Origin of the sequence: Streptomyces chrestomyceticus JCM 4735 (assembly GCF_003865135.1) — a bacterium.
Taxonomy (GTDB): domain Bacteria; phylum Actinomycetota; class Actinomycetes; order Streptomycetales; family Streptomycetaceae; genus Streptomyces; species Streptomyces chrestomyceticus.
Genome location: NZ_BHZC01000001.1, coordinates 7,112,216 through 7,125,782 on the forward strand (window position 1 = coordinate 7,112,216; position 13,567 = coordinate 7,125,782).

Here is a 13,567-nt window from a genome sequence, read left to right on the forward strand (position 1 = left end):
GACGGCGGTGGCGGTCGCGCTCCCGGGCCGCGTCCGCGGTGCAACGTGTTCTCATCTGCGCCGCCCGTTGCTACGGTGCCCCAGCCCTGACGCCTCGACGCCCTGACGCTCCGACCGCTCAAGGGAGGCCGACCATGCGCGCACTGACCGCCGTCACGATCGGACTGGCCGCGGCCTTCGCCCTGGTCCTCGCCGTCACCGCGGCCGGCCCGCCCAGCGGTGAGACCTCGCCCGAACCGCTGCGCACCACGGTCCCCGCACACCCCTGAGAGGGAGGGCGCCGCCGCCATGCGACGCAAAGCCAGCCTGGTCCTGCTCGCCTTCGCCGTCTTCTTCGCGGCGCTGTCCCCGCTGCTGCGCTGGTACGCCTTCCCGCGGCTCGCCAAGATCCCGCCGAACCAGTACCAGGACATGGTGCTGGAGGCGAAGCCCGCCACCCTCCTCGACTACGGCACGATGAAGGCCCGCCAGGTCCCCAAGGTCTCCATCGTCCAGACCCTCAAGGGCAACGTCGAGGAGTCCGAGCGCATCGAGCGGACCGCCGGCCGCGACGTCGTGGTCTGGGACGCGCTCTCCCACGTCGTGGGCCCCGACGGCAAGATGGTCTCCCAGATCCCCGAGCGCTACATCTTCGACGCCCACACCCAGGAACCCGTGCACGCCACCGGCGAGATGGTCGACGGCGACCCCGTACGGCGTACCGGCATCGAGTTCAAGTGGCCCTTCCTCACGGAGCCGCGCGACTACGACTACTTCGACGCGCAGACCCGTACCTCCGCCCCCATCCACTACAAGGGCACCCGCACCTTCCGCGGACTGGACGTGTACTACTTCGAGCAGACCATCCCCTGGACCAAGGTCCCGCTCCCGAAGAAGATGCCGGTCCAGGGCATCACCCCGCAGGCCGTCGAGAAGGCCGGCACCAGCCGCTGGTACAGCACCAAGCGGATGTTCTGGGTGGAGCCGGTCACCGGCGCGCCCGTCAACGGGGAGGAACTTCACCGCGAGGAGCTGCGCGGCGGCAGCCTCGTGCCCGGCGGCGGCAAGGTCACCGCCTTCTCCGGCCACGTCAAGATGCGGCCGGACTACGTGGCGGCCACCGTCGACCTGGTGACCTCGCAGCGCCGGCTCGTCCTGCTCCTCACCAGCTACCTGCCCTGGGGCTTCCTCGGCCTCGGCGCCGCGCTCCTCACGCTGAGCCTCGTACTGGAGGCCCGCGGCCGCCGCCCGGACCCGGGCCGCCCGGAACCGGACCGTACCGAACGCGTCAGCTCCGCTTGAGACGCGCCGTCGTGTACCGGGTCGGCTGGGCGCCCGACGGGTCCTCGGGCCAGGGATGCTTCGGGTACCGGCCGCGCAACTCGGCCCGTACGGACCGGTAACCGTCCTTCCAGAAGGACGCCAGATCGGCCGTGACGGCGGCCGGGCGGCCGGCCGGGGAGAGCAGGTGGACGAGGACGGGAACACGGCCGCCCGCCACCCGGGGGGACTCCTGCCAGCCGAACAGTTCCTGGAGCTTGACGGCCAGCACGGGCTGCTCGCCGCCGTAGTCCACCCGGACCCGCGACCCGCTCGGCACCTCGATGCGCTCCGGCGCCAGCTCGTCGAACCGGACCGCCGCCCCGCTCGCCCACGGCAGCAGCCGGGCCAGCGCCTGACCCGCGTCGATCCGCTCCAGGTCGGCACGCCGCCGCGCCCGGCCCAGCTCCACTCCGAGCCACGCGTCGAGCTGCGCCAGCAGCGCCGCGTCCGACACGTCGGGCCAGTCGCCGCCCAGCACCCGGTGTAGGAAGGCCATCCGCTGCCGCAGCGATCGTGCGCCGTCGGTCCAGCGCAGCAGCCCGAGCCCGTCCGCGCGCAGCCCGTCCTCCAGGGCCTCGCGGACGAGGGCGGGGGAGCGCAGCGGGCGGGCCACCAGTTCGACGGCGCCGAGCCGTTCGACGGAACGGGCCACCACGTCCCCGCCGGCCCAGCGGACCTCCTCGCCCGACGCGTACAGCGCCCCGGCCGCCGCCCGCGCGGTGTCCTCGTCGATCACGGCTGCCAGCCGCACCCGCGCGGACGCCGCCGCCACCGGACGGTCGGCGACCGCCACGGCCAGCCACGGCGCGCCGCGCAGTTGTGAACCGTCCGCCGGCTCGGCGCCGGTCCCCGACGCCATCAGGAACGTTCCGGCGCCCCGGGAGCGCGCCACCCGTTCGGGGAAGGCGAGAGCGGCGATCAGTCCGGCGGCTGGGTCGTCGGTGAGGCCGGTACCGATACCGGCCTGGGCACTGGCGTCGGTACCGGCGACGGGACGGTTCGGTCCGGTCCCCGCCGAGGCGTCCGTACGCTCCTCGGACCGCTTCCGCGAGCCGGTCGTCACCGCCGAGGCCAGCCGACGGGCCTCCTGCCGCCAGCGGGCGCCGTACGCGTCCTGCCCCCGCCGGGCCGTACGCCACGCGGCCGCCAGATCGTCCCCGTACTCCCTCGGCGGCTCCTCGCTCAGCAGCGCGACCACCTCGGCGGCACGGCGCTCGCCGACCTGGCGTGCGCCGTCCAGCAGGGCGCGCGCCAGGCGCGGGTGCAGGCCGAGCCGGGACATCCGTACGCCCCGGTCCGTGACCCGGCCGTCCGCGCCCACCGCGCCGATCGCCGTCAGCACCTCGCGCGCGGCGGCCAGCGCACCGGCGGGCGGCGCGTCCAGGAGGGCCAGGCCCGCCGCGTCCGGATCACCCCAGCAGGCGGCCTGCAACGCGAACGCGGTGAGGTCCGCGACCTTGATCTCCGGCGCCGGAAAGCGCGGCAGCCGCCCGTCCTCGCCCTCGGACCAGCAGCGGTAGACCGTCCCCGGCGCCTCGCGCCCGGCCCGCCCCGCACGCTGCCGCGCCGACGCCTGGGAGGCCCGTACGGTCGTCAGCGCGCTCAGCCCCCGCGCATGATCGGTACGGGGCTCCCGCGCCAGCCCGCAGTCCACGACCACCCGCACGCCCGGCACCGTCAGGCTCGACTCGGCCACCGAGGTCGCCAGCACCACCCGGCGCCGGTCCGTGCCCCCGGCCAGCACCGCGTCCTGGACGGCGGCCGGCGCCCGCCCGTGCACCTGCAACACCTCCGTACCGGCGTCCGCGACATCGCGCAACTGCCCCGCCACCCGCGCGATCTCGCCGACCCCCGGCAGGAAACACAGCACGTCCCCCGGCCGCTCACGCAGCGCCCGCCGCACCGTCGCCGCGACGTGTCCGAGCAGCGCCGGATCGACCCGCATACCGTGCGCGGGCCGCACCGGCCGCTCCGGCGGCGCCCAGACGACCTCCACGGGGTGGGACACCCCTGCCGCCTCGATCACCGGGGCCACGCCCTCGCCCTCGCCGCTGCCCGCGCCGTCACCGCTCGCGGCTTCGTCGCCACGGCCCAGGAGGCGGGCCCAGCCCGCCGCGTCCGTCGTCGCCGAGGCCGCGATCAGCCGCAGTTCCGGGCGCAGCGTCGCCTGTACGTCCAGGAGGAAGGCGGCGGCGGTGTCGGCGTCCAGATGCCGCTCGTGACACTCGTCGAGCATCACGGCGTCGACGCCCGACAGCTCGGGGTCCCGCTGCAACCGTTGCAGCAGCACACCGGTGGTCACGACCTCGACGACCGTACGGGGCCCGGCCCGGCGCTCGCCGCGCACGGTGAAGCCGACCCGGTCGCCCACCTGCTCACCCAGCAGCCAGGCCATCCGCCGGGCGGCGGCGCGGGCCGCGATCCGGCGCGGTTCGGCGACGAGCACGCGGCGGGGGGCGTCTGCGGAGGATTTCGGACCGGTCGGGCATGTCGGGACGGTGAGGCCGTTCTGGCTGGTCAGGCCGGCCAGCGCCAGCGGTACCAAGGTCGTCTTGCCGGTGCCCGGGGGCGCGCAGAGCACCGCCGCGCCGTGCCCGGCCAGCGCTCGCTCCAGGGCGGGCAGGGCGGTCCGTACGGGCAACTGGGCGAGGGCGTCGTGGCGGATCACGCCACCAGTTTCCCGGACGGCTCTGCGCGGGGGCGCGCAGGCCCGCGCGGACCGAACCGTTCCTTCGGCAGGCCGGCCCGCCGGTCAGCCCGCGTCGGGGACGACCTCAGTCCGCGACGCAGACGAAGATCGCCGTACCGGGGATCAGATTCCCGCGCAGCGGCGACCAGCCGCCCCACTCCTGGGAGTTCCACTCCGGCCATTCCGGCTCGACCAGGTCCACCAGCCGGAAGCCCGCGGCGGCCACGTCCCGCACCCGGTCGCCCAGCGTCCGGTGGTGCTCCACGTACACCGCCCGGCCCGTCTCGTCCTGCTCGACGTAGGGCGTGCGGTCGAAGTAGGACGCGCCGACGCTCAGGCCCTCCGGGCCCGGCTCGTCGGGGAAGGCCCAGCGGATCGGGTGGGTCACCGAGAACACCCAGCGCCCGCCCGGCCTCAGCACCCGCCGTACCTCCCGCAGCACGCGCACCGGGTCGGCGACGAAGGGGATCGCCCCGTACGCGGAGCACGCGAGGTCGAAGGAGGCGTCCCGGAAGGGCAGCGCGCCCGCGTCCGCCTCGACCAGCTCGACCTGCGCCGACACGCCCGGAGCCGGGCCCTGGCCGGTGGACCCGTCCGGAACGTTGGGCTCCGCCCCCGTACCGATCCGCAGGGCGTGCTGGAGCTGCCGGTGCGAGAGGTCGAGGGCCACCGGGTGGGCGCCCTGCGCCGCCAGCCAGCGGGAACACTGGGCCGCGCCCGCCCCGATCTCCAGGACGCGCCGTCCCTTCAGCTCGGCCGCGGGCCCCAGGAGCCCGGCCTCCGCCTCGTCCAGTCCTTCGGGGCCCCAGACGAACCGGTCGTCGCCCAGGAACGCTCCGTGATCGTTCTGGTACTCGTCCGCGTTGCGGTCCCACCAGCCGCGGCTGGCCCGGCTGCTCTCCGTGTCCGAGGCGGCACGTCGTGTCGCCTCCGGCTCGTACTCTTGGATCATTGCGCCCGTCGTCGTACTCTTCGCTGAGCTTGTGGCTGCCGGTGGCCGAGAGGCCCTGACGGCCTCGCGGAACATGGCGTGTGCCGGTTATGGGGCGTTCCGCCCCGGGTGTGCGTCTTCGCGCATTGACCGTGTCCGGCTGCCCCCGTATGCTACAAGTTGCGCTGCGGGCCTGCGCACCTCAGACGGAGCAGGTCGCGCTCGCATCTGTATGTATGTCCCCTCGGTTTTCGGGACGCTGCCGGTGCTTCGGTTGGTTAGAAGTGCCGTGCGCAGCCGTCTCTGACGCTGTCCGGTCTTATGCAGAAGCGATACAGGCTCTCGGCGTAGCAGTACCTACGACTTCAATGTCCGTACCGGAGCCCTTTCCCACATGACGAGCAGCACCGAGACCACCGCCACCACCCCGCAGGTTGCGGTCAACGACATCGGTAACGAGGAAGCCTTCCTCGCCGCGATCGACGAGACGATCAAGTACTTCAACGACGGCGACATCGTCGACGGCGTCATCGTGAAGGTCGACCGGGACGAGGTCCTGCTCGACATCGGTTACAAGACCGAAGGCGTTATCCCGAGCCGCGAGCTCTCGATCAAGCACGACGTCGACCCCAACGAGGTCGTCGCCGTCGGTGACGAGATCGAGGCCCTTGTTCTCCAGAAGGAGGACAAGGAAGGCCGCCTGATCCTCTCGAAGAAGCGCGCCCAGTACGAGCGTGCCTGGGGCACCATCGAGAAGATCAAGGAAGAGGACGGGATCGTCACCGGTACCGTCATCGAGGTCGTCAAGGGTGGTCTCATCCTCGACATCGGCCTCCGTGGCTTCCTGCCGGCCTCCCTGGTCGAGATGCGCCGCGTGCGCGACCTGCAGCCCTACGTGGGCAAGGAGCTCGAGGCCAAGATCATCGAGCTGGACAAGAACCGCAACAACGTGGTCCTGTCCCGCCGTGCCTGGCTGGAGCAGACCCAGAGCGAGGTCCGTCAGACCTTCCTCACCACCCTCCAGAAGGGTCAGGTGCGCTCCGGCGTCGTCTCCTCCATCGTCAACTTCGGTGCCTTCGTGGACCTGGGTGGCGTGGACGGCCTGGTGCACGTCTCCGAGCTGTCCTGGAAGCACATCGACCACCCCTCCGAGGTCGTCGAGGTCGGCCAGGAGGTCACGGTCGAGGTCCTGGACGTCGACATGGACCGCGAGCGCGTCTCCCTGTCGCTCAAGGCGACCCAGGAAGACCCGTGGCAGCAGTTCGCCCGGACCCACCAGATCGGTCAGGTCGTCCCGGGTAAGGTCACCAAGCTCGTTCCGTTCGGTGCGTTCGTGCGCGTCGACGAGGGCATCGAGGGCCTGGTCCACATCTCCGAGCTGGCCGAGCGCCACGTGGAGATCCCGGAGCAGGTCGTCCAGGTCAACGACGAGATCTTCGTCAAGGTCATCGACATCGACCTGGAGCGTCGCCGGATCTCGCTGTCGCTGAAGCAGGCCAACGAGTCCTTCGGCGCCGACCCGACGGCGGTCGAGTTCGACCCGACCCTGTACGGCATGGCCGCGTCCTACGACGACCAGGGCAACTACATCTACCCCGAGGGCTTCGACCCGGAGACCAACGACTGGCTGGAGGGCTACGAGGCCCAGCGCGAGGCGTGGGAGACCCAGTACGCCGAGGCGCAGCAGCGCTTCGAGCAGCACCAGGCCCAGGTCATCAAGTCGCGCGAGGCCGACGAGCAGGCTGCGGCCGAGGGCGCGGCGGCTCCGGCCGCGGGCGGCTCGGGCAACGTCGGCGGCGGCAACGTCTCCGGTGGCTCGTACTCCTCGGAGTCGGCGGACAACTCCGGCGCCCTGGCGTCGGACGAGGCCCTGGCCGCGCTGCGCGAGAAGCTGGCCGGCGGCCAGAGCTGAACGCGGCCCGGCCGGTGAGCGCCGTCGGTGAGAACCGGTGAGTGCTGACAGGTAGGACATGGAAGGCCCGCTCCCCTTGTGGGGGCGGGCCTTCGTCGTGTTCAGGGGTGGCTCGGTTCGGGATGCTGTCCGACCGCGGTGCCCGGGGGTGATCCCGGGTCCGGGACGCTATCCGACCGGGACGCCCGGGGTGGCGATCCCGCGTCCGCCCGTGACCGTGTTGTCGCCGGAAATCGTCACTGGACAGTTGGACGCGTCGTAATTGGTGATGTGGAACCCGTAGCGGTTCGGGCCCGACGCTCCACTCAGATCGGACCGGTTGCCGCGGAAGACCGTGCCGCAGCCCCAGCCCGGCTGCTGGCTGTGCGTCTCGTACCCGTTGTTACGGGTGTGCTTCCCGGTGTTGCCCTCCACCAAGACTTTGTTGCCCTTGATGTCGGCCCACGAGTCGTCGTAGTGGGCGCCGGTCAGCCCGCTGCCGTCGAACGTATTGCCGATGATCTTCGCCCCGGTGGTGCCCTCCTTGATGTCGATGTTCTCGCCGCCGACACCGGGCCCGATGGTGTTGTGCAGGATCTGCACGTTGTCGCTCTTGTCCCCGGTCCCACCCGCGCTGCCCACGTACACCCCCTCGCCCATCCCGCTGCCGTCCCGCCCGGTGTCGTAGATCCGCGAGTTCTTGATGACGCCGTCCTTGCTGGACTTACGGAAGTGCACCCCCTCCATGTCCAGGCCGTGCACGGTGACGGAGTCGAGGACCACGCCGTTCGCCCCGTCCGTCACGATGCCCTTCTGGCCGCCGGTGACGGTGATGCCCCGCACCGTCCAGTACGAGGCGCCGTCCAAGTGGAGCCCGTAACCGCCGCTCGCCGTCAGAACGGCCTTGGCCGAGCCGGTGAGGGTGATCCGCGCGGAGGCACCGGCCGCGGTGGCGGCCTTGAAGTTGCCCTTGTACGTACCGTCCGCGAGCCGGATGGTGTCGCCGGGCTTGGCGGCCGACAGCGCGTCCTTGAGCTGGGCGGCGGTGGAGACGTCGATGGTGCGGGCGGGGGCTGGAACGGGGGCTGAGGCAGTCCCTGGTGTGCTTCCGTGCGCCGCACCGGGAGCCGAGAGCAGGGCGCCGATACTCAGCAGCGCGGCGGCGGGAAGCGGCAGAAGAGAACGCGTACGCATCAAGGCGCCTTCCTGTACGTGAACGAAGAACGTCACCATGAACAGGGAACGGTGGTGAAGGTAGCACTAATCGATACACCGTCAACCGTGAGAGACGGGTGGGGCGTTGAGGGAGCGGTGACTGTGGTGCTTACACCTCCGTGTCCTTTCGGTGTCCCATCCTTTCACCGCCGTTCCGGCACCCCGCCGCATTGCGACGTCCTTGCGGGTGGGCGCACCACCTCACCGCCGTCCACGTTCACCAGCATGAACACCCGTACGTGCCTCTCACCCCCCGCAAGGCGCCGATCGGTATCGCTGCCGTGCCCGCCCGTCCATGCGGCGCCGCCGGGTGGTGGATCACGGCGGGAATGCCGGCGGCACGTACGACGTTCTGGGGGACGGACATCGAGGAGGAGCGGTCACTGTGTTGGATCCCCAGGGTTTGTACGAATGGGAGCCGAGCGGGCTCGCGGCGGTAGAGGCGATCACCGCACGGGACTCCGCGGGGTTGGTGCTGCTGTACCACTTCGACGGCTACATCGACGCCGGTGAGACCGGCGACCAGATCGTGGAGCGGCTGCTGGGCAGCCTCACCCACCGGGTCGTCGCCCGCTTCGACCACGACCGCCTCGTCGACTACCGCGCCCGCAGGCCGCTGCTCACCTTCCAGCGCCACCGCTGGACCGCGTTCGAGACCCCGAGCATCGAACTCCGACTCGTCGAGGACGCCACCGGCGCACCGTTCCTGCTGCTGTCCGGCCCGGAGCCGGACGTGGAATGGGAGCGCTTCGCCGCCGCGGTGCGACAGATGGTGGAGCGGCTCGGCGTACGGCTGGCGGTCAACTTCCACGGCATCCCGATGGGCGTCCCCCACACCCGCCCCGTGGGCATCACCCCGCACGGCAACCGCACCGACCTCATGCCCGGTCACAGCAGCTTCTTCGACGAGGCCCAGGTGCCGGGGAGCGCCGAGTCGCTCATCGAGTTCCGGCTCGCGGAGGCTGGGCACGACGTGCTGGGCGTGGCCGCGCACGTACCGCACTACGTGGCCCGTTCCCCGTACCCGGACGCGGCCCTGACGGCGCTGGAAGCGGTGACGGCCGCCACCGGACTTGTGCTCCCGACCGCGGCGCACTCGCTGCGTACGGAGGCGCTGCGCACCCAGGAGGAGATCGAACGCCAGATCGCCGAGGGGGACGAGGAACTGGTCGCGCTGGTGAGCGGCCTTGAGCACCAGTACGACGCGGTGGCCGGCGCGGAGAGCCGGGGCAACCTGGTCGCCGAGCCGATGGAGCTGCCGTCCGCGGACGAGATCGGCCGGGAACTGGAGCGCTTCCTCGCGGAACGCGAAGGCGAGAACGGCGGCGCCTGAGGAGCGGGTGCCTGAGGAGCGAGCGGGTGCCTGAGGATCACCTGCCGGTGCCGCCCGTAGGGCCGGTGCCCGTGGCCGGGAGCGGACCGAGGCGTATAGCGTGGGCCCCATGGTGAAGGTGGGGCTTACGGGCGGTATCGGCGCAGGCAAGAGCGAGGTGTCGCGGCTGCTGGCGTCGTACGGCGCGGTGATCGTGGACGCCGACAAGATCGCACGTGAGGTGGTCGAGCCCGGCACGCCCGGACTCGCCGCCGTGATCGCGGAGTTCGGCGAGGACGTACTGTCCGCGGACGGCACGCTGGACCGGCCCAAACTGGGCGCGATCGTCTTCAGCGACCCGCAGAAACTCCAGGCCCTGAACGCGATCGTCCACCCCCTGGTGGGCGCCCGCTCGGCCGAACTGGAAGCGGCGGCCGGCCCGGACGCGGTGGTCGTGCACGACGTACCGCTGCTCACCGAGAACGGCCTCGCGCCCCTGTACGACCTGGTCGTCGTGGTCGACGCGACGCCGGACACCCAGCTCGACCGGCTGGTACGCCTGCGAGGCATGGCCGAGAGCGAGGCCAAGGCCCGCATGGAGGCACAGGCATCACGCGAGAAGCGCCTCGCGATCGCCGACCTGGTCATCGACAACGACGGCCCCCTGGAAGACCTGGAGCCCCAGGTCCGCCAGGTATGGCAAAACCTCCGCGACCGAACCGGCTGAGCGAGCCCCGCCCTCCCCAACGACCGACCACGCAAGCCCGTCGCCCCGCCCAAACGGGATGCTCCCTAACGGCCCCGCAAGCCCCAGCCGGCACTCAGGCCATCAGCAGCACTGCCGTCCCTGACGACGCCCCTGCCGCCAGCAGTTCTGCCACCAACGGTCCTGCCGCCGCCGTGACCACCCCCGTTGATCCACCCGCGGTTCGTTCGTCCTCAACGTTCCTGGTGTGCCCAATGCGGACCGTGGACGTCGAGCCGCTGGACCCCGAGCGGATCGTCTCGTCAGCGGCCACGCGACGGTCGAGATCGAGAACGGACAGGTCCTGGAAGTGGGCTCGGGTGACGCCTGCCTACTGCGCGAGGGCGACCGTACGCGCTGGACCGTGCACGAGACGCTGCGCAAGGCGTACCGCATCAGCTTGTGAAGGCAGCCCAGGGATCGAGTGGGCCGTGCGAACACCTGACTTCAGATTGCGCGCCGTCCGAGTGGGGAATGCGACGGGCGAGGCGCTTGTTGAGCCGCACGTAACGCCTGCCGAGCGGGTGACGCATGTGCTTGCCCGTACCGAAGCGGCGAGTTCCGTGCGGCTGATGCCCTGCGGCACGGGAAAGGAGACGGCCGTGGCCGAACGCAGCCCCGAGACGAACGTCATCGACTTCCGGGCCGCCGAGCAGTTGCTGGCGGCCCGCGACCCACGCGGCGCCGTGCAACTCCTGGACCCGGTCATCGCCGCGCACCCGGAGAACACCGCGGCTCGCCTGCTGCGCGCCCGTGCCTTCTTCCTTGCCGCACAACTGCGTCCGGCCGAACTGGAATTCCAGATCGTCCTGGAGCGCGAACCGGACAACGCCTTCGCCCACTTCGCCCTGGCCCGCACCCTTCAGCGCGCCAACCGCCCGGAAGAAGCCCAGCGCCACTTCCGCCTGGCCGCAGCTCTCGACCCCCGTCCCGAGTACATCGAAGCTGCCCGCTTCGCACCTCCGGAAGATTCCGAAGAGGCGTAAGGCTCGACTCGTTCCGGCCCGGCCGGCCTGCTCGGCCGGGCTTGGCCTGCCCCTGTCCCCTTGACCTCCCTCACCTCGACTCGCCCCGACCCGAACTGGCCTGGTCGGCACGTTCCCGTACCGTTCCTGCGTCTTCCCTCCGGGGCCGCTCCTAGCGGCCGTCGCCTATTCGCCCTCGGCTTCCCCCTTCCCCGTCGTCGTCCTCGTTCCCGTCCGTGTCAGGGTGGTCTCGACCCCGGTTGCCTGTGCCGTGACCATCCGGCGGGCGGTTACCCCGACCGCGGTCAGGCGGGCCGGGGCGCGGTGGCCCGGTGCCGGAGCCGTGGTCCGGTTCGTACGGCGGTACGTCCTTTCCCGGCTGGTAGTGCGGGCCTTGGCGGATGTGCCGGATCACCATCGTCAGATCCGTCGCGGCCAGTGCGGTCACCACGGCGCACGCTGCCGCCCACCCTGGCCTGCCGGCCAGCACGAAAGCCACCGTGCCTGCCGCGGCCCAGAACACTCCCCACAACGCGAACCCACGGCGCATCTTCAGCGGGCTGCGCGCCTGGAGTGGCTCATTGCCGGTACGCATCACCCATCTCCACTCATCACCCTTCACGACTCGTCTCGCGTCGCTCTCCGCAAGCTGTTCGTGCGGTGTCGGTGCCTCTTCCAGGGTCCTCCTGACCGGGGGCCGCGTCATGTGCTCCGTGATCGTCCCGCCGTGCGCCGGGCGCTTGTCGTGCCGCGGGCTCACGGTGATCCCCGAGGCAGGCCCGGGCGAGGGTCGCCGGCCGGATGGCTGTTGATCCATGACAGGCCGCCGATGTCCAGCCGGGTCCGGGCCCGCGTGACAGCGACGTAGGCCAGGCGCGCTTCCGCGAGGTCGACGGGCCCCGGGAACGGCTCCCCGTGCTCGTCCCGTTCGTCGAGGTCGTCCGGGCCCGTGAAATCGTCCGCGATCCGGACCGTCGGCCACTCCCGCCCTTTGGCCCGGTGGGCCGTCGATACCGTGACCTCCGCCGTCTCCTCCTCCGACAAGCGGTCCAGAGCTTGCAGTACGGCCTCAGTTCCCTGCTCGTCGACCAGTTCGACCAGGGGCTGGAGGTCCCGCCCCGACGGGTCGTATTCCGCGTACTCCCGCAGCTCCTGCCAGGACTCGAAGAGCATCAGCTCGGGGTGGGAGGGGCGGCGCCCCGACCGGAGGTCGTGGGCGGACTGCGCCAGCGCGGCCAGCGCTCCGCCGCCACCCGCCAGTGCCACCCGGCGGCCCTGTTCGAGCTGGCATATCACCTCCACCATCGCTCCGACGTTGGTCCGGCACAGGACCGCGTCCGGTCTGGGGACCTTTCCCAGCTCCGTGACCAGCCCCGGTGAGCCGTCGAGCCGGATCGGGGCGGCGACGATGGCCAGCCACCGGTTGGCCTCGGCGGCCAGTGCCGGTCCGAAACGGAAGGACCGGGACAGGGTCAGAGGTCTTCCGTCGAAGGTGCTCATCACGTCGCGTGCCCCGCGCCAGCCGTAGATGGCCTGCGCGGAGTCCCCGACCATGACCAGTTGGGCATGTCCGCGCTGGGCGGTGAAGAGCTGTTCGACCACGGGGTTGGTGTCCTGGGCCTCATCGAGGAGAAGGAAGTCCGCCGCGATTCTCGGGCCGCTCAGAGCCCACATCTTCAGGTAGTGGTCGTGCTCGAAGCGCACGGTGCCCCGGTCGGGGTGCTGAAGGTCCGCCCATGCCTTGCGGGCGAACGGCAGAACGACCTCCGACAACTGCCCGTGCAGCATGTCCTCCTCGACTCCGCGCAGCCGGGGCACATGCTGATCCGTGAGGTCCGGGTCGGCGGACTGGCAGAACCGGGACACAGTACGCAGGGCCGAGTACGACAGGGCCTTGTTGCCGATCCGGCGGGCGCCGATGCGTACGGTCATCCCGGCATCGATGCCCAGGGCGGCGCCGATACGCCAGCCCGCCTGCCGTGGGGCGTTCAGCCGGGCTTGATAGTCCTTGCCGACGGACGCGTACGCGAGCGCGTGGGCCGTACTGCAGGTGACGTGGCCGGGAAAGCGCCGGGAGGCGTCCCGCGCGATCGCCTTGTTGAAAGCGATGTAGCGGCCCTGTCCGCACGGCGGGCGCCCGCGTGGGGGCGGGCAGTGGGCCAGCATCGCGAGCGTCGTGGTCTTTCCCGTGCCTGCCCCGGCCTGGATCACGAGGTGGTCGCCCGAGCGGAAGGCGTCCGCGGCGGCGGTCTGCTCGGCTGTCGGGTGGTTCATGACGGTGGTCGGACGGCTCATGGCGGACCCCTTCGCGTCGTGGTTTTTTCGTCACTGTGTGTGACGACGGAATCGACGGTAGCGGATCGCGAGCCGGTCGTGGGATTTCTCTCGCGGCCTGTGGATAACTTCGCTCCGGCGCTCGTCGGCGGGGCCGTTGTCAGTGTCGTCTGCTTCCATCGATCTCACGCGGTCCGAGCGGTTCCGAGCCTCGGTCGCGGTGCTGTCGACGCGGTTCCGGCT

General features: G+C 71.3%; 11 protein-coding genes and 1 pseudogene. 7 read left to right on the forward strand and 5 right to left on the reverse strand.

Annotation, left to right across the window (positions count from 1 at the left end; genetic code table 11):
• The first annotated feature begins 134 nt into the window (after positions 1–134).
• Complete coding sequence (locus tag EJG53_RS31090; RefSeq protein ID WP_125047694.1) at positions 135–269, forward strand: SPW_0924 family protein; 135 nt, start codon at positions 135–137, stop codon at positions 267–269.
• Between the two features lie 19 nt (positions 270–288).
• Entirely contained in the window at positions 289–1,281 is a 993-nt protein-coding gene (locus tag EJG53_RS31095; RefSeq protein ID WP_125047695.1) for a PorA family protein, read from the forward strand.
• Here the strand turns inward: EJG53_RS31095 and hrpB are convergent.
• Both hrpB and EJG53_RS31105 read right to left on the reverse strand, forming a co-directional pair.
• Positions 1,268–3,970 carry an ATP-dependent helicase HrpB gene (gene hrpB / locus EJG53_RS31100; protein WP_125047697.1) on the reverse strand — a complete coding sequence of 901 codons (2,703 nt, stop codon included), beginning with the start codon at positions 3,968–3,970 and terminating at the stop codon, positions 1,268–1,270. The genes EJG53_RS31095 and hrpB overlap by 14 nt on opposite strands.
• Before the next feature lie 106 nt (positions 3,971–4,076).
• Positions 4,077–4,943: a class I SAM-dependent methyltransferase gene (locus EJG53_RS31105; protein WP_125047698.1), complete on the reverse strand. Its 867-nt coding sequence runs from the start codon at positions 4,941–4,943 to the stop codon at positions 4,077–4,079.
• Positions 4,944–5,316: 373 nt separating this feature from the next.
• On the opposite strand from EJG53_RS31105, the gene rpsA reads away from it, so the two are divergent.
• Positions 5,317–6,834, forward strand: a complete 1,518-nt coding sequence (rpsA, locus tag EJG53_RS31115; protein WP_125047700.1) for a 30S ribosomal protein S1 — start codon at positions 5,317–5,319, stop codon at positions 6,832–6,834.
• 168 nt (positions 6,835–7,002) lie between these two features.
• Here the strand turns inward: rpsA and EJG53_RS31120 are convergent, their stop codons facing one another.
• Positions 7,003–8,007 (reverse strand): right-handed parallel beta-helix repeat-containing protein, encoded by a 1,005-nt coding sequence (locus EJG53_RS31120; protein WP_125047702.1) that lies wholly within the window; start codon positions 8,005–8,007, stop codon positions 7,003–7,005.
• Positions 8,008–8,413: 406 nt separating this feature from the next.
• Between EJG53_RS31120 and EJG53_RS31125 the strand changes: the two genes are divergently transcribed.
• From EJG53_RS31125 to EJG53_RS31140, 4 genes and pseudogenes are all read left to right on the forward strand, one after another.
• Positions 8,414–9,361: a proteasome assembly chaperone family protein gene (locus tag EJG53_RS31125; protein ID WP_125047704.1), complete on the forward strand. Its 948-nt coding sequence runs from the start codon at positions 8,414–8,416 to the stop codon at positions 9,359–9,361.
• A gap of 109 nt (positions 9,362–9,470) precedes the next feature.
• Complete coding sequence (gene coaE / locus EJG53_RS31130; protein WP_125047706.1) at positions 9,471–10,067, forward strand: dephospho-CoA kinase; 597 nt, start codon at positions 9,471–9,473, stop codon at positions 10,065–10,067.
• Positions 10,068–10,344: 277 nt separating this feature from the next.
• Positions 10,345–10,491 (forward strand): annotated as a pseudogene (locus EJG53_RS31135) (cupin domain-containing protein); the annotation flags it as partial.
• Positions 10,492–10,687: 196 nt separating this feature from the next.
• On the forward strand, positions 10,688–11,071 hold the full coding sequence (locus EJG53_RS31140) for a tetratricopeptide repeat protein (RefSeq protein WP_125047710.1): 384 nt from the start codon (positions 10,688–10,690) through the stop codon (positions 11,069–11,071).
• Between the two features lie 151 nt (positions 11,072–11,222).
• Here EJG53_RS31140 and EJG53_RS43690 read toward each other — a convergent pair whose 3' ends face one another.
• Together EJG53_RS43690 and EJG53_RS31150 are read right to left on the reverse strand one after the other, a co-directional pair.
• Entirely contained in the window at positions 11,223–11,867 is a 645-nt protein-coding gene (locus EJG53_RS43690) for a DUF6343 family protein (protein WP_307721704.1), read from the reverse strand.
• The gene (locus tag EJG53_RS31150) at positions 11,807–13,324 is read right to left on the reverse strand and encodes a UvrD-helicase domain-containing protein (protein ID WP_125049713.1); all 1,518 of its coding nucleotides are present in this window, start codon (positions 13,322–13,324) and stop codon (positions 11,807–11,809) included. Before EJG53_RS31150 ends, EJG53_RS43690 begins: the two co-directional genes overlap by 61 nt.
• Positions 13,325–13,567 lie beyond the last annotated feature (243 nt).